The sequence below is a fragment of the Anabaena sp. AL93 genome, assembly GCF_001672085.1.
Lineage (GTDB): Bacteria > Cyanobacteriota > Cyanobacteriia > Cyanobacteriales > Nostocaceae > Dolichospermum > Dolichospermum heterosporum.
The window spans coordinates 20300-39180 of the sequence record NZ_LJOU01000056.1 but is presented as its reverse complement, the minus strand read 5'-3'; the positions used below and the strand labels follow the sequence as shown (position 1 = coordinate 39180).

Below are 18881 nucleotides of genomic sequence, written 5' to 3'. Positions count from 1 at the left end.
CTCCATATAAGTATCTGTTACCATGTTCTCATTTTTCTGTTGATTTAAAACGTTTTTTTAGTTTTTTATAGTCATTGAGGATAAAGCTTTCAATGATTCTGGACTAGGTTTTCCATTACAATCACCTCAGAATCAAAATTTCGTACTTAGTCGTTTTATTGACTATATATCTGCTTTAATAGTAATTATTCCTATTTAGCCTCAATAAATTTTAATCACCCCTCACAGGTATTAGTTCTTATGTACTAAATATATCGGTTTTCTTGGGGTGTGACACTTGGGGGTGCGGAATGTGGGTTCCAAAACTTCAAAGTTGCTGATTGCAAAATGAAGTGGTTGAAGATCGGCATTTTGTGCCATAATGAATTTGACTCCTATTTGTTCTAAGGAATTGGAGTTCCTGATTCGCCAAAATCAGAAAAAGTATATTAAAAATGACTGTCAGCGTGGCTACCAGCTAGGCTGGCATTTAATTTAATGAATGTATAGATGTATAAGTAAAAAGCTCTATTACACCCACGTTCTAAGAGTAGCACTCAATGTGGATGACTGTCAATGGAATTATGGAATTTTTGCACAAACCGGCCATTATCATATTTATTATATGTTGACATAATCATAAAAGATTGTCAACAGATTACCCAAGATACAACTAAAACCCTTATCCCGTAATAAATACTGGCATCATTTATTAACATTTTAGGTATTTTTTATAATGTCTGGCTTTTTGCCTTTATTTTTGAACATAGTTTTGATGTTTAATTAATAGTTCGGCATACGATAGGACTCTTATTTGATTTCTGAACAGAATTTCAGATAAAACCCTTATTTAACGCGATTTTCCCTCTCAGTATACGTTCAAGATTCAAGGTTGATTGTTTTGGTTGTGCGATTTGCGGCCACTGCCTAACCTTCAATCTGACACCTGATTGCTTGATTAGTTAATCTAAAACTCTGTCAATTCGTTAAAAATAGATCCCCGACTTCTCAAAGAAGTCGGGGATCTGAGTCTTACTTAATCACAAGTATCAAATTAAACAGCAGCTAATTCTGGAGTCGGACGCTTACTGTTACGGATATTGGTAATCGCCTCAGCATAATCAGGAGCATTGAACACAGCCGAACCCGCTACAATAGCATTAGCGCCAGCTTCCAAAACTTGCCAAGTATTATTAGCTTTTAGTCCCCCGTCAACTTCAATCCAAGGATCTAAACCGCGTTCATCGCACATTTGACGCAACTTGCGGATTTTAGGAACTACGCTAGGAATGAAGCTTTGACCACCAAAACCGGGGTTAACGCTCATAATTAGCACTAAATCGCACAATTCTAGGACGTATTCAATTAACTCCAAAGGTGTACCCGGATTGAGTACAACTCCAGCTTTCTTACCGAGTTCTCTGATTTGTCCAAGAGTGCGGTGCAGGTGAGGAGATGCGTTGTGTTCTGCGTGGATAGAAATAATATCAGCACCGGCTTTAGCAAAACCTTCTACATACTTTTCTGGTTCCACAATCATCAAGTGGACATCCAGTGGTTTGGTTGTAACTGGACGAATCGCCTCCACAATCAGAGGACCTATTGTAATATTAGGGACAAAACGTCCATCCATTACATCAACGTGAATCCAATCTGCTCCCGCTTTGTCTACGGCGCGAATATCGTCACCCAGACGGCTAAAATCTGCTGATAGGATAGATGGAGCGATAACTATAGGCTTTTGAGATGAATTTTGGGTCATGGCTAGTGGGTTTTAAGCGTCTTCGTCTGTAGGCATTGTAACAAAATATGGAGAAATTATTAAAAATTAATTCAAAATTCAAATTTTTCAGAAAACTTTTCCCTGTTCCCTAAAAATATGAGTAAAAATTGGCTACTTTTTTGGAGTGTAGGTTTTTCTTGCTTGACTTTACCCGTCTGTGCTGGGGTGAAGTTGGCAAATTTTTTAGGTGCTAATGGTATTGATGCGCTGAAGCTACATCAAGCTCCTTATAATTTGACTGGGCGGAAAATTGCCATTGGTCAAGTAGAAATTGGTCGTCCGGGGATGTTTGGCTGGGATAAAGCCGTATCTAAAAATCGGGCTGTATCTCCATTTGCAGTGTTTTCACGCAACGTCCCGGCTAAATCAAATGTTGGTGTTGATCCTCATGCTTATAATGTTTCTGGCGTGATGGTGAGTCAAGATAAGGCTTTTCCTGGTGTCGCACCAAACGCCAGACTGTATTCTTCTGCTGTCGGATCTACAAAAAAAATCGGTCAACCAGAGGAGTGTCTGTCAGCACAACATATTGCATTACAAAATGGTGGTGATGTGCGGGCGATTAATTTTAGTTTTGGTGAACCTCTTGAACGTGATCCTCGACCAGAAGCTATGTTAGATGGTAATGCTTTACTAACATTATGTATTGACTGGTCTAGCCGTGTTCATGATGTTGTCTATTCCATTGCTGGTAATCAAGGCAAAGGCGGGATTCCTATTCCTACAGATAATTTTAACGCAATTAATGTGGCTTTTTCTTCAGAACGCGAGGGAATTTTTAATAAAGTTCACGTTTCTAATTTGGCGAGTATTAATCAAGGTATAGAAAATCGTTTAGCAGGGAAGGAATTTAATATTGGGGGGAGAAGTGCAATTAGTTTGGTTGCTCCTGGGACGAATATTCCTTTACTTAATCCTGATGGTAAGTTAAATAAATCTACAGGTACGAGTTTTGCTGCACCGCAAGTTACGGCTACTGTGGCTTTATTACAGGAATTTGTGGATAGACAGTTACGAATTAAACAAGCAAATTGGACTATTGATGCTCGTCGTCATCAAGTCATGAAAGCAATATTACTTAATTCTGCGGACAAGATTCAAGATAGTGGTGATGGTTTACGGTTGGGAATGACGAGGACTTTAATTGATAAACAAAATCAAGATTGGTTAGTTTCTAATGCTTACAAAAATTCCAAAATTCCCCTGGATGCTCAAATGGGAGCAGGTCATTTAAATGCTTTTCGAGCTTATCAACAGTTGAATGGTGGTGAATGGAAACCTAATACACCAGTTCCGCATATTGGTTGGGATTATGGTACTGTTAATGCTAATTCTTCTAAAGAATATGCTTTGCAAAAGAGTTTGAAACAAAATAGTTTTGTGGCTATTACTTTAAGTTGGGATCGTTTGGTGGAGTTGAATGATAAAGATAATAATCAGGAATATGATATAGGGGAAACATTTATAGATAAAGGATTAAATAATCTTGATGTCTATTTAGTTAAGGAAAATGGGAAAAATAATGAAGTTGTGGTTTGTGATTCTGTGAGTGAAGTTGATAGTGTGGAACATATTTTTTGTCCAGTTCCTACTAATGGTAACTATAAGATTCGGGTGCAATTCAAGAAGCAGGTGAATGAAGCTACTCAACCTTATGCTTTAGCTTGGTGGACTGTAGGTGAAAGGTGATAGATACAACAAAGTTCAGCAGATTAGCGTTTAATTTGTTGAGGAAAGTCAGGAACTAACAAAGAGTTTTCTAATTCACCTTGTTGATTATAGAACCTGATTTCACCTTGTTCATTACATAACCATACTTCAATTGCTTGAGCTTCTAAATATAATTGTTTCTTAAATTCCATTTCATCAATAGTATTGCCCGTAGATTTAACTTCTATACAAATTTCTGGTGCTATGGAAGCTGATATTTCATCTTGAATTTGATCAAATCTTGTATCTGAACACCAAACGACATCGGCAACTTTAACGCCGTCTGATGTATTGATTGCACATTCTGGCATGACTTCGCCAGTTTTTAATAAAGATTCTAATAGTCGTTGGATTCTTCCTTGATAAAAAGAGTGTTTAATTTTTACAGGACTCATGACAATTTGTCCCCATTTATTTAATTCAATTTTGAAGGGTAAATCTTGTAATTGTTTATTTTCACAAACTTCTTCCCATCTCATAATCATTTACCTAGATTGATCAGACCAATATTATTTTAACGGATTTTTCAAAGGAATAAAACAAAGAGAAATAATAAGTTAGCTATTCCTACAGAGCGATTAGTGATCGCTACTTATACTAAAAGAGTTAGCGATTACCAAATTACAGGACAGTCATAGTTTTGGAAAACTGAGTCTCGACTAATTAATGTTGCATTTTCAACTTTAGATTGAGCTAGTAGAAGTCTATCAAATGGATCTTTGTGGTGTAGAGGTAAGTTTTTTAGTTCCAGAATATGGAGAAATGTTATAGATAATAAAGTAATATTATTTTGCTCCTGCTGAGTTTTTAGCATAAGTTCTAAATCATCTCTAAGAGTTAATTTCCCTAACTGAATTTTGATTTGCATTTCCCATAGGCTGACTATGCTCAGAAGTAACTCATGATTGGGATTTTGAAGTAATGTTAGCGTGTCTCTAGGTATACGGTCTGGTTCGCTATGCCACCACATAAAAGTGTGGGTATCGAATAGTAATTTCATGTTTCACCAAGCCAAAACTCATCAGGTAGTGGATCATCAAAGTCATCAGTGAATATACAAGAACCTAAACCGAGTCCTGGCTGTCGTAATCCTTTATTTGGCATAGACTGAGGTTCTTTATTAATCTTTACTTCTACCCATTGCAATAACTGTGTAGCCAGTTGAATTTGCTCCTTTTCATCAAGACTTTTGAGAAGATGTTCAGCAAGCATTGCTCTGTATAGAGGAGGTAAGGTTAATACTGCTCCAAAAATTTCATCGTAAGTAACGTTAGCCATACAAAAAACTCCTTACAGAGTGTGGTAATGGCATTTTAGCATAAATGCGCTTAACCCAAATTACTGATCATTAAGATTCATATTCTTCTTTAGCTTCTTGTGTTGTTTTTTATTTAGTTAAATTGTTCCAATAAAAATATTCATCATGAATTTTTTTCAGTTCGTCAATGGATTCTAAAAAATAATTTCTGATGTTTGATAAATGATCTTTTCCAGATAACAATTCTTGAATATTTATTGTATAATCAATAGTCATCCATCCATCATCATTTATACGTTTACTCCAATCACGCTCATACTCAACTTTATCCATAGATTCAAGACAAAATTTACTACGCCTTCTGTATTTAGCCGATGCGCCAATAGCTACACCTAACTTAAGATGTTCTATATTTGGATATTCTGTTGAATTTTCTTCTGGAGTAAAATCAAAGTATCCTAGAAAATATCTAAAGTGCCAGTCTGGAAACCCTTTGGTGATAGCATCATCTCCCAATGTTTTTAAATTTGGCGTGATGACATTTTCATAACCAAAATTTTCAATAAATTTATTTTTCACTTCATCACTAAAAGTAGACTCCATGAGCTTGCTAGTTTTTTTGACAAAATTACGATAAGTTATCATTGATACTAAATCAATAAGTGAAAATTCCTTATTCTTAGACATTTCTTTTTTCTCCATAAACTTTAATATCTCTATTTTTAGAGTATCAGGTTTTAAACTATCAGCTTCATGCTCATTTAAAAATTCATAGAAATCTTGCCATTTCAATGAGTAAAAACTTACTTGTGGTAATAAATTTGATGTATAAACCTTAATTTCGTCTTTCGGATCATCTTTACGAGTGATATAAATTAAAATTCGATGTCTGATATTTGGTAAACTTCTCAAAATTTCAGCATATTTTTTTAAATTATTGTTTGGATCTTTAGCACCAATTTTTGACTCAATAAATATCAAATCTGTGTCTATTCCATTTGATAGCTCAATTTGTATATCAATTATACTTTTTTCGTTTTTATATCTCTCTTGAGATAAAACTTTGATGTTAGAATAGTTATCTTCAATGATAATTGAATAAGATTTCAACCAAGCAATCAAAATATCTTGATTGTGGTGCAAAAAACAAACGACTATTTCAGTAAAATAATTTTCAAGTGGTTTATTAACTGAGGAGCTGAGGTAAAATAATTTGGTAAATAGAGACATCTATCTTAAACTATGGAAGTTTGAACAATTTTATTATTTCATTAATTAACTCAAATAGCTCATTTTTTGCAATTCTTTAAAAATAGATCCCCGACTTCTCAAAGAAGTCGGGGATCTGAGTCTTACTTAATCACAAGTATTAAATTAAACAGCAGCTAATTCTGGACTAGGACGCTTACTGTTACGGATATTGGTAATCGCCTCAGCATAATCAGGAGCATTGAACACAGCCGAACCCGCTACAATAGCATTCGCACCAGCTTCCAAAACTTGCCAAGTATTATTAGCTTTGAGTCCCCCATCAACTTCAGTCCAAGGATCTAAACCGCGTTCATCACACATTTGACGCAACTTGCGGATTTTAGGAACTACGCTAGGAATGAAGCTTTGACCACCGAAACCGGGGTTAACGCTCATAATTAGCACATAAAATTCGGGTGCAATTTTAGAAGCAGGTTAATGAAGCGACTTTACTCAACTTTATGCTTTAGCTTGTAGACTATACCAGAAAAATCACCAAGAAGAATTCTAGTAATTACCAAACTAAAGAGATATAATAAGTATTAAAAAAACATAGTATGACGATAATTATCACCAATGACGACGGTATTGATGCTCCGGGTATTGCAGCTTTATTGAAAGCAGTAAATGATAAGTCAGTAATTATTGCTGCACCACAATCCCATCAATCAGGCTGTGGACATCAAGTTACTACCCATCAACCGATTAATCTGCAACGGCGTTCTGATTTTGAATATGCGATCGCCGGCACTCCTGCTGATTGTATCCGAGTTGCCATTTCACATATTGCACCAAATATCAAGTATGTGATTTCTGGTATTAATGCTGGTGGAAATTTAGGCGTTGATGCGTATATTTCTGGGACTGTGGCTGCTGTCAGAGAGGCTGCTATGCACGGGATTCCCGGAATTGCTGTTTCTCAATATCGTCAAGGTAAACGTGATTATGATTGGGATAAGGCTGTTAAATGGACATCTGCATTATTAAAGGATTTGATGGAACTTCCTCTAGAACCTGGATGTTTTTGGAATGTCAATCTACCGCACCTGTTACCGCAACAAGCAGATCCAGAAGTGGTATTTTGTCAACCTTGTACGAAACCTTTACCTGTTAATTACCGAATGGAAGGTGATGATTTTTACTATACAGGAGAATATGGTAAACGAGAACGGACTCCTAATAGTGATGTTGATATATGTTTTTCTGGAAAAATCGCGGTGACAAAGTTAAGGGTTTAAGGTAATTAGGGCTTACTAATTCAGGTTCTAAATTCTTCTTTCTTCTTCCTTCCTTCTTCCTGACTCCTGACTCCTGACTCCTGAACTCCTTCCATCATTATTCATTTTGCAATAAGGATACAAGTCCATCTAAGGTTTGTGACAATTGAGTGATTTGTTCCATAGAATCCTTCTGCGAGTCAGCCAAACTTTGCACAGCGTCACATAAAGCAAAAATCTGATAACCTTGCTGCTGTACTTGTTTTCCTTGGGCTTCTATTTGTAGACTCAGGGCATCAACTCTGTGAGCAAGACGTTCAATTGTCTCAGTTGTCGAGAGTACAGCGTCTCCAATTTGTTCAACAATAGATTCTAAGCGACTGATTCTTGTTTCTATTCCAGTTGCAATCATTTCTGGCCTGCTCCAATCTTGAGGAAAAATCATCACAGTAATATTCCTAAATATTCATTCAATAGTTTCATAATCAGCATTATTAATAAATCAAGTAACTTGTCATCGTTCCTCTTAGTTTTGACCCTTAACTTCCGCCAAGCGGTGCTAATCCCAATACCTATTCCCTAATTCCTACGTTAAATTATTGAGTAGCCCAAAAATACGATACCAATTGCACAGAATACTAAACCAGCAAAACGGATGATTTTAGGTAAGATTTGATTAATTTCATTGATGCCAAAATTTACACCTATTTTTCTGGCACTCATGATAATTACTGTTTGAGTGAAGGCAACACTAATTACGAAGATAATCATAGTTAATGTTTCTGCACCGATGATGGATGTAGCATCGGAGTAACCTTGAAATATCCCAGCAGTAGCACTTAATAAAGCTATTGCTAACCAATGAATAGGAATTGGTGTAACTAACATTACTCCTAATGCAATGGTACAAATAGCAATAGCTATTGCTGGTGCAGGTAAGATCACTGGAGATAAATTAATCAATTGTCCACAGATAGCAGCAATAACAAAAGTGATATTTAGCCAATTACCACGGGTAAATCTAGCGGAAAATAAACCTAATGCTACAATCCCTGCAAAACGGTCTAAACTAATCACTGGATCGGCTATGCCCCAAATAAAACCTTCCCAGATGTTGGAAACATTATGTTCAATGGGTGATCCACCGGCTGAAGTCAGTAAACTAATGACGACTAAAATGGCGATAGATCCTAAAAGACGCTGCTGTTTAGATGTTAATAAGTTACTGGACTCAGAAGCTACTAACTGTGAATTTTTAGACATCTTTAGATTATGCTGGTTGGTAATTAATACTACTGCTAATTATTACAAAAATTAATCCATTTTGGCTCAATGTAATAGTTCTTCTACTTGATGTTGATTCCACAAATTTTGATAAAGTCCAGGCTGTTCTACCAGTTCTGAGTGATGACCCGTTTGAACGATTTTCCCCTGTTCCATGACCAAAATTCGGTCAGATGTGGCAGCAGCAGCAAGTTGGTGAGTAATAAAAATTACGGTTTTTCTTTTTGTCCCTGTAGCCAGATTGGTGAGGATTTGTGTAGCAGTTTGATTGTCTACACTGGATAGGGCATCATCCAACAGCAAGATGGGGGCATCAATTAACATTGCTCTTGCTAAAGCTGTGCGTTGTCTTTGTCCACCAGAAAGGGTAATTCCTCGCTCACCCACTAGGGTTTCATACTGTTGGGGGAAATTCTGAATTTCTGCGTCAATTTGCGCCATTTTGGCGGCGTAAACTACGTCTTCTGCGGCGGAGACGGGATCACCATAACGGATATTATTTTTGACGGTGGTACTGAATAAAAAGCTATCTTGTGGTACGTAGGCGATCGCACCACGTAAATCACTCACAGCTAGTTTTGTAATATCCAACCCATCTAAAAACAACTGTCCTGGCTGAATATCCAATAATCTGGGGACAGCATTCGCTAAGGTTGATTTTCCTGAACCAACCGGACCAACAATAGCTACTACTTCCCCAGGTGCGATCTGAAAATTCAGATGTTCTAAAACTGGGGTATTTACACCGGGGTAAGTATAACTAAAGTTTACTGCTGTCAATTCCCCTTTGAGTTGGCTGGGTTCTACATGGATAGCGTCTGGTGTGTCTTGAATTTTCGGAGTCACGCTGAGAATAGTTTCCAAGCGATCAATACTCACTTCACCCCGTTGGTAAGCAGTAATAGTGAATCCTAATAAAGCGGTAGGGAAAATTAATCGCTCTACATAAATTAGCAAAGCCAGAAAATCACCAATTGCAAGAGTTCCAGCGGATATTCTTGCTGTACCTAACCAAATAATCATCAAAGAACTGAGACTTGCTAATCCACCAATCAGGGGAAATAGGGTGTTGCGAGTTTTAGCTAGTTTGAGGTTAGCGGTTAATAGCTGCTCATTTTTCCGGTTAAATGCTTGACGCTCATTGTCTTCTTGGGCGTAAATTTTAATCAGCGCCATACCGCTCATATCTTCCCGCACCAGTTCACTAATTTCTGCAAGTTCTTCCTGGACGGCGGTTTGTTCATTACGCAAGCGATCGCTAAAAAAATGCACCATCATAAACATGAACGGGTACACTGCTAATGATGCCAATGTCAGTTCCGCACTCAGAGACAACATCACTGGTAATGTCAGAGTATAGGCAAAAAAAGTATTTGCCAAACTTAATACAGCAAAACCTACCAACCGTCGAATATTATCTACATCACTGGTAGCGCGACTAATTAAATCCCCAGGAGTATTAACCGTAAAATAAGCAGGTTCTAATTGCAGCAGGTGTTGAAAAATCCGCTGTTTGAGGTCAAATTCTACCTGTCTTCCCACACCAAATATCCAAATCCGAGAAGCCATTCGCATCATCCACATAGCGGAACTAAGTAGGGCGATAAGGACTACATAATGGATGATTTGGCGAAAACTAAAACTCTTAGATAGAGTATCTACCCCTGAACGGATTAACAAAGGAATATATACACCCAGCCCATTGACAACTAATAAAGCAATAATACCGAAAACGGTTTCGCGCCAATAGGGGCGTAAATAAGCAGCGATTTTATCAAGTCTGTGAGATTTGGCCATGCCAACAATTATCTAACTTTTTGGTATTGTAAGAATAGTCAACAGAAAGAAAGAAGAAAGAACGAACGAACGAACGAAATTTCTCCCCTACTCCCCCCACTCCCCCCACTCCCCCTACCCCCCTACTCCCCCTACCCCCCTACTCCCCCTACTCCCCCTACTCCCTCTACCCCCTACCTCCTCTACGTCCGGCCACGTAGGAAAACATAAATCTGATTGAGATAACTTTCCCATACTTGGGTAGTAAGTTGCAGTGTTTCTGCATTAGGAACAAAGTCTTCTACCCGTAACCCGCGGGTGCTGATTGCTTGAGGATTTTGGAGGAGATAGGAAGGGATATTCGCAGTCAGACTATTGAAGGCTATAGTTGGAGAATTTATCTCTACCTTACGTGGGATGATATTTTGCCCAATATCTGAGATTGTGAAATTAGGATTTGCCAGATCAAAGGCCACTAAGGTAGATGGGGCAGTTGGCTGATTGATGTTCATCTCCCCAACTGTAGCAACGGGTGATCTAACGAGGAAGTAAGCGATCGCTGGCGTGCTGGACAAAAGCAAAACCGTCAAAGCCCATCCTAATAAAAAACCGCCCGGTTTATCAATGCCACCGCCTTTGATTTTTTGAGCAGCTAGAAACAACATTAAAACCGAAGCGCCCAAAGGCTTGAGCGGGAAGGAGATAAATCGCCACAATGAAGCCAATGCTGGTTCATTGGGATTGAGAAATGCTAAAGCTAAAACAACAATGACTAACCCTAAAACAAATCTGCCGACAAAAGTTACTGATGGATAGAATCTTTGAAACAAAGAAAAGGCTACAACACCAATTAAGAGCCATAGCAAAACCCGGCTTAATAACTGAAACATAAATTAACTCTCTAATTTTTTAGCGCAGTAAGCCTAAAGACCGCAGGAAGTGGATTAATTTTATCGTCAAGCTGACTTAAAAATACCTCACACCTCACAACCAAAGATTACCGCCGTAGTGATTTTAGTGCAATTTTTTGACACCGAGTGTATTATTTGCGATTTTCCCCAAGGGGAATTTTTAAATTATTTGGCTATAAACGAATTTATACACTTTTAATCCCACACAGATCATACAGATCCCCGACTTCTTGAAGAAGTCGGGGATCTGAAGTCGGGGATCTGGCACTTTCCTACATATTCACTCAGTTAAGAATCTCTGTCTATTGACATACCAGCATAATCAACCCTTTGATGGACGGTCTTAATCATAAAAATAACTAATGTATACATATTAGAACTAACAGAGCAGAAAAACTCATAACCCAATTGTACCAGGTTCTAATGTTGAGAATAATTGGTATTTGATGACATCAACTGATGGTGAAACTGGAACAGGAGAAAATTATCAACCTGTTCCACATCCGTAAAAAATGGAGATGGAAATAGTATGTCTCTTTTGAAAATTAAAGAATTTGATCCGAATTATCGAGAAAGTTTTGAAGGCAAAGATATCAAAGGTATGGGTGTCTATGCAACCGCAGATGAAAAAATTGGCACAGTCAGCGATATTTTAGTAGATGACCAAGGACATTTTCGCTATTTTGTTGTTGATTTAGGTTTGTGGATTTTTGGGAAAAAAGTTTTATTGCCAGTTGGTCGTTCGCGCATTGATCATACCTCTGAACGGATTTATACAGTGGGAATGACCAAACAACAAGCGGAGAATTTACCCGAATTTAACGAACACAAAGAAATTGATTATAACTATGAAGAACAAGTCAGAGGAGTGTATCGTTCCGAAGCATTCTTAGAAAGTTCCGGTTCTGTAGATACAGCCAGTTCTCGACCTGCGGGAGCTACTATGGTAGCCCCTCCCATAGCCCCACCGAGAAAGTCCGGTAACGGCAGTGCTGCCTATGACTATAAAGCAGATCCGGCTCTATATGCTTTGAATGATCAGGATCATCAAACTTTCAAACTATATCAAGAACGATTAATTGCCAACAAAATCCGCGCCAAAACGGGAGAAGTGATTGTTGGGAAACATACAGAAACAGAAAAAGCGCGGGTTTCAGTTCCCATAGATAAAGAAAGAATTGTCATTGAACGAGTCACTCCTACAACTGCGGGAGAAACGGTGGCTTTAGATGGCGATAGCTTTGGGACGACAGAAGTGAGTCGAATAGAACTTTATGAAGAAACTGCGGATATTCATAAAGAAGCTTTCTTACGAGAAGAAGTCAGAGTTGATAAAGTTGTAGATCACGAAACTATTGAAGCAGAAGAAACTCTGCGTCGAGAAGAATTGGATGTTAACACCCAAGAACATCCGAATGTGGAAAGAAGATAAAACCCAGATTTCGCGTTAGTAAATTTTCCATTAGGAGTGGATTATGAGTATGAAAAATAGAGCTAAGGCAACTGCCAAAAACATTGAAGGTAAGGTTCAAGAAGCAGTAGGTGATTTAACCGGAGATCCAAAAACTCAAGCAGAAGGCAAGGCAAAACAAGCAGAAGCCAAAGTTCGCCACGCAGTTGAAGATGTGAAGGATCAAGCCAAAGAAATGATCGAGTAGATTAAGTAATTGGACAAAAATATTTACAGTCATTGCGAGGGAAGGGAAGCAATCACAACCCTTGGGATTGCTTCATTTCACTTCGTTCCATATGGCTAACGCCACGCAACGCTTACGCAATGACATTGTGTAATTAATTCTGTCTCACTACTTAACTAGTAGTTCGTCAAATTTATTTTGACGGGTAATGATCGGAAAAAACTTCTGTTCTTCCCTCCCCTGCCTCCCCTGCCTCTCTTCTCCCCCTGCTTGCCTTCACCCGTCATTTTCGGGTTGACAGACTACCAGGCAGGGGCGGGGGAAATAAGGCTTTTTTTGATCTTACAAACTAATTCTTAATTACCTTGTTACCTGCCACTTATTCCCTTTTTAAGAGGATAAAAAAATGACCTTGATTAATAATAAACGAGCAGTAGGAGTATTTTCTAGTCACGAAGAAGTAGAAGATGCTCTAAATGAACTGCGAGATAACGGATTTGACATGAATCAGGTATCTGTGATTGCTAAACATGATGAAGATCTAAATCAGCGATACCAAATTGGTGAAACACGAGTTCAAGAACCAACAGAAACCCGTGAAATCGGCCATGAAACCACTCATGAAACCACTCGTGTAGAGGAAGGTGCGAAAACTGGAGTCGAGGCAGGAGGAGCGGTTGGGGGGTTGACAGGGTTACTAATTGGGTTAGGAACTCTAGCAATTCCGGGGATTGGTCCAATTATGTTAGCCGGAGCAGCAGCTACAGCGATCGCTACTACTATAGCCGGTGGAGCTATCGGAGCGGCAGTTGGTGGGTTAATTGGTAGTTTAGTAGGTTTAGGAATCCCTGAACATCGGGCGCAAGTGTATCACGATTATGTAGTTGACGGAGATTATTTAGTAATTGTAGATGGCACAGAAGCGGAAATCCTGAGAGCAGAAACCATTTTCAAACACAAGGGAATGCGTGAATGGGAAGTTTACAATAGTCCAACCATTAGCCGTTCTGCTAATCCTGTTGTCTCGCGTGTGTAAAAGGGATTGGAAATATGAGAAAAATTACGCTTTTAGTCCTCAGTAGCATTTTACTTCTGGGAACGGTTGCTTGTGACAATAAAGCCAAAACTAGCAGCAGTGCGCCAGATACTACCGAGAAAACGGGTGAAGTTCCCACAGACAAAACAATTTTAGCCAATCAAAAAGACGCAACTAGCCAAGTTCGTCGAGATCAACTCAACGCAGATATTCGCGCCCGTGAGCAACGCAATAACGTCACTGGAGGGAATGCAACCCGCGCTAATAGTGATCTTGCCAGTGAGGTTCGTTCTAAGTTGGAGGCGAATATCCCCTCTAGTCAATTAACTGTGGCTGCTAAAGATGGGGCAGTTGTCGTGGTTGGAAATGTCCAGACTCAAGAACAACTAAATAAAATTAATTCTCTTGCTAAAGAAATCAAAGGTGTCAGAAGCGTCAAAGTTGTAGTCAAAATTGTTCCAGCCGTACCCAGTCCAAAACTATAACCGATAGTATTTATTAATTAACAACCTATAAATAAGGAGAATTTCATGAATCTATTTTCACAAGTTCGCAAGTTTTTTCTCATCATTAGTTTAGTTTTCTGTCTGGGAATTTTCACAGCTTTTACTGCTGAAGTTAGTCTTGCCCAGACTCAAATTGCCACAACCATGAATCGAGTCGAAGCCACAACTAAAAATATTGAAGGTAAAGTTCAAGAAACTTTAGGTAATGTGACAGGAAACAAAAAAGATCAATTCATGGGCAAAGCCAAGCAAGCTGAAAGTAAAGTTCGTAGTGCAGTTGAAGATATAAAAGATGCAAAATGGCAACCAAAATCAAGGGCAGTCACCAAAAATATTGAAGCTAAAACTGAAAAAGCCATAGATAATAGTATTGTCAACCCTAAGTATCTACCTGGTGGAAAAACTAATGATATAAAAAGTGAATCTCGTAACCCAGCAAATAAAATGAAAGAAGAGCTTCGCAACACTTTTAAGTAATCCTGAATTAAAACTTGTAGGTTGGGTTGACGCAAGGAAACCCAACATTTTTAGGATTTATTTGCTGGAAATTAAGAGGATGTTTCAAAAGTATCAGAATTAATCGAAATCCCCCCAACCCCCCTTACAAAGGGGGGCTAAATTCCTCAAAGTCCCCCTTGAAAAGGGGGATTTAGGGGGATCTGCGGGTGTCAGATCCCACACGAAAAAGGTTATGTTAATCCTATTGATGAAGCAATTCGTAATCATCAATCTTTTGATATTTCTGCATATAAAAAGCTGGATGAAATTCCCTATGATTTTAACCGCAAACGTTTAAGTATTTTGTTAAGTCAAGATAATCATCTTTTGGTAATTACAAAAGGAGCAATTGCTAACATTCTCGATATCTGCACTACGGTAGAAATGGCAGAAAATAAAGTAATTAATATTGAACCAATCCGGCAGCAAATCCAGCAAAAATATGAAGATTTAGGTAGTCAAGGTTTTCGCACTTTGGGCGTTGCCTATCGAAATATAAATACTAATCATATCACGCTTAAAGATGAAATTAATTTTACTTTTTTGGGCTATTTGGCTTTATATGATCCGCCAAAATCCGATATCAAAAATACAATTATTGATCTAGCAAATTTGGGTGTTACTTTGAAAATGATCACCGGTGATAGTCACGCCGTTGCTGCTAGTATTAGTCAGCAGGCTACTAGTGCCAATTTTGGGAATATGTTCAGCATGGCAGGTGTGTCTCTCATGTTGCCTTTTTTGCCTCTATTACCTAAGCAAATCTTACTCACTAACCTGCTTACCGATTTTCCTGAAATGACCATTGCAGCGGACAGAGTAGACCCGGAACTAGTTAGCAAACCCCGGAGATGGGACATTCACTTTATTAGTAAGTTTATGTTGGTGTTTGGGTTATTGAGTTCTGTATTCGACTATCTTACTTTTGGGGCGTTGCTGTTATTATTACACGCTGACTCAGCACAATTCAGGACAGGTTGGTTTATGGAATCGGTAATTTCTGCATCTATGATTGTGTTGGTAATTCGTACCCGTCAATCTATTTTTCACAGTAAACCCAGTCCATACCTGTTTGGTGCGACAATAGCGATCGCTATAATTACATTAATTATTCCCTATACTCCCCTAGCCTCTGTCCTGGGATTTCAAGCCTTACCTTTGAGTTTTGTCCTCATTTTAATGGCAATAGTCGCCCTCTACGTCACGGCTGCGGAAATTGTTAAGGGTATTTTTTACAGTCGGATCAAGTTTTAAAAAGATACAGCAGATTAATGAGATACACTATCTAAATTCGGCGTTGGTGAATGAAAGTGTGACTTTATCAGGCTTCGCCCCGCTTCGCTAACACGCAGAGGCGCAGAGGCGCAGAGAGTAAGAGTTTGAGAAATGGAATTTTTGATTTTCATGTCTTAACGCCCTAAATTCAAAGCCAGACAGTAGGGGTAGCGCCTCCGTGCCTACCCCGGTATTTGGGGCAACTACGGGGGGGTTTGCCCCTACAAAATTGATTGGTTTAGGGATTTTTACTTAATTTTGCACAGGTACTCACTCGTGAGTCCTGAATTATTGCAAAGTGCGCCCTGCTGGAATCGAACCAGCCTGAAGACGAATTATGAGTTCGTTGCCTCCCCAATCGGCCAAAGGCGCTTATTTACTTGGATTTTAACCTTGTAATTTCAGCTTAGTCATTTATTTTATGACTTTACTTTAACCACAGTACACTATCATATCATAATTTGGCAACCTATAAACAATCATCAAGAACAATTCCCGATTTTTCTCCCTCGTAGGAGTATAGAGCGTAAGTTTTGCTAAAATCGGAAATGCCAAATTCAAAAATCCCCATTAGCATATATAGTAACTAAATCTAAATTTCTATTTTCTAATGAAAATAAATACTACTGTACTACTAACTTTAATTTTGTTAACTCTGATGTTGGGTGCCGGTTCTGCAAGTGGTTTTTTGGGCTTTACCCTGGGGAGTATGGCACTTAAAGGTGTCACTACACCAGATGGTCGTCCTGTGAATAAACTTAACAGCAACAAGGCTAATAACCCCCAGGAGGAAAGTGTAGCTTTCTTAAAAGAAGAAGATATTCTCGAAACCGTGAAATCACGAATTAACGACAAAAAAAAGGGTAATAAACCAGACAAATCAGAAGAAGAAGAGATTAAAGTTACCAAGCCGCAGCCAAAGGAAACACCCGTCGTCGAAGAGACTCCTCAACCAGGATTTCCTGTAACGGCTGAAAGTGAAGGTGTTACCATGTCTGTAAAATCTATTCGCTATTCCGGTGGTGATTTACTACTAAAAGTGAATATGCAGAATAAAGGTGGCGAGTCTGTGCGGTTTCTCTATAGCTTTTTAGATATTACTGATGATAAAGGCAGAACTTTGAGTGCAATTACCGAAGGTTTACCCGCAGAACTGCCCGCAAAAGGTGCAGAATTTAAAGGTACAATCAGCATTCCTACCGCTTTACTTGATGATGTCAAGCAGATATCTTTATCTTTAACTGATTATCCGGCTCAAAAACTCAAGTTACAATTGTCTGATATTCCTGTAGAGAAAGATAATTAAGATTCGATTTGGGATTTTCTGCTCCAGTTGTCAAATTCTACACTATCTTAGACAGTGAGTGCTTTTTCTACTTTAAGTTGGACAGATACAGGACTGCGATTGTGTAGCGTGCTAGTGCTAATTGCTATCAATGCCTTTTTTGTGACGGCGGAGTTTTCAATGGTGACGGTGCGACGAACTCGGATTCAACAGTTGGTACAAGCCGGTGATATTCGAGCGATCGCAGTGGAAACATTACAACGTAGTATTGATAGACTACTATCTACAGCCCAATTAGGTATTACCCTTTCTAGTTTGGCACTGGGTTGGATTGGCGAAAGTACAATTGCTGTATTGGTAGAAAAATGGCTCGATTCTTGGCCGTTAAGTTTCAGAATTAATTACTTACTCGCTCATTCTTTATCAGTCCCCATTGCCTTTTTTGCTATTGCTTACTTACAAATTGTTTTAGGAGAATTGTGTCCAAAATCAGTGGCTATGTTATACTCAGAACACCTAGCTAGATTTTTGGGACCATCTGTTAAATCTATAGTCCGGTTTTTCAGTCCCTTTATTTGGGTTCTTAATCAATCAACCCATTGGCTATTACGATTGTTTGGGATTGAATACACGGGTCAAAGTTGGCGACCGCCTGTGACACCGGAAGAGTTACAATTAATTATCTCTACAGAACGAGAATCTACGGGTTTAGAGAATGCTGAACGAGAACTTTTAAATAATGTCTTTGAATTTGGGGATATTACCGCTGAAGACATCATGATTCCTCGCACTAGCATTATTGGTATCCCCATAACTGCGAGTTTTCAAACCTTACTTCAGGAAATAGCCACCACTGGACACTCTCGCTATCCTATTATTGGCGAATCTTTAGACGACATTCGCGGTATAGTTTACTTTCAAGATCTAGCACAACCTTTGGCGTTAGGAAAAATCACACCAGAAACACAAATCCAGCCTTGGATGCGTCCACCTCGATTTGTACCAGAACAAACGCTTTTAAGTGAACTTTTGCCAATGATGCAGCAAGAGAAACCCGCTATGGTGATGGTGGTGAATGAATTTGGGGGAACTGTGGGACTGGTAACTATTCAAGATATTATTGCAGAAATTATTGGTCATGCTGGCGGACTTGACAGTACCAATGATTTACTGATTCAAATGGTAGACAAACAGACATTTTTGGTACAAGCGCAAATTAATTTAGAAGAAGTTAATCAAATCTTACATCTCAATTTACCTTTAATTAGAGAATATCAAACTTTGGGCGGATTTTTGCTTTATCAATGCCAAAAAATCCCCAACAAAGGTGAGATATTTCATTATGACAATCTTGAATTTACTGTTATCTCTGTCATTGGTCCGCGTCTTCACCAAATCCAAATTAGAATTTTAGCTTAACCGAAAGATATTATTGGATATTGGTTATAATGTAGTATTAAGAATTATAAATATTC

General features: G+C 38.5%; 18 protein-coding genes, 1 tRNA gene and 2 pseudogenes. 10 read left to right on the top strand and 11 right to left on the bottom strand.

Annotated features, from left to right (window positions below; translation table 11 throughout):
* Window positions 1–1033: 1033 nt before the first annotated feature.
* The gene (gene rpe / locus AN486_RS15400; RefSeq protein ID WP_168637184.1) at window positions 1034–1741 is read right to left on the bottom strand and encodes a ribulose-phosphate 3-epimerase; all 708 of its coding nucleotides are present in this window, start codon (window positions 1739–1741) and stop codon (window positions 1034–1036) included.
* Between the two features lie 117 nt (window positions 1742–1858).
* Here rpe and AN486_RS15395 point away from each other — a divergent pair, with 117 nt between their 5' ends.
* Window positions 1859–3451 carry a S8 family serine peptidase gene (locus AN486_RS15395; protein WP_053538313.1) on the top strand — a complete coding sequence of 531 codons (1593 nt, stop codon included), beginning with the start codon at window positions 1859–1861 and terminating at the stop codon, window positions 3449–3451.
* 23 nt (window positions 3452–3474) lie between these two features.
* On the opposite strand, the gene AN486_RS15390 is transcribed toward AN486_RS15395, so the two are convergent.
* From AN486_RS15390 to AN486_RS15370, 5 genes and pseudogenes are all read right to left on the bottom strand, one after another.
* Entirely contained in the window at window positions 3475–3951 is a 477-nt protein-coding gene (locus AN486_RS15390; RefSeq protein WP_027401921.1) for a Uma2 family endonuclease, read from the bottom strand.
* Between the two features lie 134 nt (window positions 3952–4085).
* Window positions 4086–4472: a type II toxin-antitoxin system VapC family toxin gene (locus tag AN486_RS15385; RefSeq protein WP_039203075.1), complete on the bottom strand. Its 387-nt coding sequence runs from the start codon at window positions 4470–4472 to the stop codon at window positions 4086–4088.
* Window positions 4469–4750 carry a hypothetical protein gene (locus AN486_RS15380; protein WP_193964291.1) on the bottom strand — a complete coding sequence of 94 codons (282 nt, stop codon included), beginning with the start codon at window positions 4748–4750 and terminating at the stop codon, window positions 4469–4471. The genes AN486_RS15385 and AN486_RS15380 overlap by 4 nt, the downstream gene beginning before the upstream one ends.
* 109 nt (window positions 4751–4859) lie before the next feature.
* Entirely contained in the window at window positions 4860–5960 is a 1101-nt protein-coding gene (locus tag AN486_RS15375) for a PD-(D/E)XK nuclease family protein (protein ID WP_053538312.1), read from the bottom strand.
* 144 nt (window positions 5961–6104) lie between these two features.
* Window positions 6105–6386 (bottom strand): annotated as a pseudogene (locus AN486_RS15370) (ribulose-phosphate 3-epimerase); the annotation flags it as partial.
* 152 nt (window positions 6387–6538) lie between these two features.
* Between AN486_RS15370 and surE the strand changes: the two are divergent.
* Complete coding sequence (gene surE, locus AN486_RS15365) at window positions 6539–7219, top strand: 5'/3'-nucleotidase SurE (RefSeq protein ID WP_290601400.1); 681 nt, start codon at window positions 6539–6541, stop codon at window positions 7217–7219.
* 97 nt (window positions 7220–7316) lie between these two features.
* Here surE and AN486_RS15360 read toward each other — a convergent pair whose 3' ends face one another.
* The 4 genes from AN486_RS15360 to AN486_RS15345 form a co-directional block, all read right to left on the bottom strand.
* Entirely contained in the window at window positions 7317–7610 is a 294-nt protein-coding gene (locus tag AN486_RS15360) for a hypothetical protein (protein ID WP_172891230.1), read from the bottom strand.
* 179 nt (window positions 7611–7789) lie between these two features.
* The gene (locus AN486_RS15355) at window positions 7790–8461 is read right to left on the bottom strand and encodes a HupE/UreJ family protein (protein ID WP_168637190.1); all 672 of its coding nucleotides are present in this window, start codon (window positions 8459–8461) and stop codon (window positions 7790–7792) included.
* Between the two features lie 66 nt (window positions 8462–8527).
* A complete protein-coding gene (locus tag AN486_RS15350) occupies window positions 8528–10279 on the bottom strand; it encodes an ABC transporter ATP-binding protein (protein WP_053538308.1) in 1752 nt (583 codons plus the stop codon).
* 182 nt (window positions 10280–10461) lie between these two features.
* Window positions 10462–11148, bottom strand: a complete 687-nt coding sequence (locus tag AN486_RS15345; protein ID WP_053538307.1) for a hypothetical protein — start codon at window positions 11146–11148, stop codon at window positions 10462–10464.
* Window positions 11149–11698: 550 nt separating this feature from the next.
* Between AN486_RS15345 and AN486_RS15340 the strand changes: the two genes are divergently transcribed.
* From AN486_RS15340 to AN486_RS15315, 6 genes and pseudogenes are all read left to right on the top strand, one after another.
* Window positions 11699–12601, top strand: a complete 903-nt coding sequence (locus tag AN486_RS15340; protein WP_290601396.1) for a DUF2382 domain-containing protein — start codon at window positions 11699–11701, stop codon at window positions 12599–12601.
* 43 nt (window positions 12602–12644) lie between these two features.
* Window positions 12645–12827 (top strand): CsbD family protein, encoded by a 183-nt coding sequence (locus AN486_RS15335; protein WP_190383863.1) that lies wholly within the window; start codon window positions 12645–12647, stop codon window positions 12825–12827.
* 385 nt (window positions 12828–13212) lie between these two features.
* Entirely contained in the window at window positions 13213–13842 is a 630-nt protein-coding gene (locus AN486_RS15330) for a general stress protein (RefSeq protein WP_053538305.1), read from the top strand.
* Window positions 13843–13856: 14 nt separating this feature from the next.
* Window positions 13857–14327, top strand: a complete 471-nt coding sequence (locus tag AN486_RS15325; RefSeq protein WP_053538304.1) for a BON domain-containing protein — start codon at window positions 13857–13859, stop codon at window positions 14325–14327.
* Between the two features lie 165 nt (window positions 14328–14492).
* Window positions 14493–14642, top strand: a pseudogene (locus AN486_RS15320) (CsbD family protein); the annotation flags it as partial.
* Window positions 14643–15005: 363 nt separating this feature from the next.
* Window positions 15006–16100, top strand: a complete 1095-nt coding sequence (locus tag AN486_RS15315) for a cation transporting ATPase C-terminal domain-containing protein (protein WP_367142441.1) — start codon at window positions 15006–15008, stop codon at window positions 16098–16100.
* Between the two features lie 320 nt (window positions 16101–16420).
* On the opposite strand, the gene AN486_RS15310 is transcribed toward AN486_RS15315, so the two are convergent.
* Window positions 16421–16493 (bottom strand) — tRNA-Ile (locus AN486_RS15310).
* 238 nt (window positions 16494–16731) lie between these two features.
* Here AN486_RS15310 and AN486_RS15305 point away from each other — a divergent pair.
* Together AN486_RS15305 and AN486_RS15300 are read left to right on the top strand one after the other, a co-directional pair.
* On the top strand, window positions 16732–17427 hold the full coding sequence (locus AN486_RS15305) for a hypothetical protein (protein ID WP_168637194.1): 696 nt from the start codon (window positions 16732–16734) through the stop codon (window positions 17425–17427).
* 54 nt (window positions 17428–17481) lie between these two features.
* Window positions 17482–18825 (top strand): hemolysin family protein, encoded by a 1344-nt coding sequence (locus AN486_RS15300; RefSeq protein ID WP_168637195.1) that lies wholly within the window; start codon window positions 17482–17484, stop codon window positions 18823–18825.
* Window positions 18826–18881: the final 56 nt, after the last annotated feature.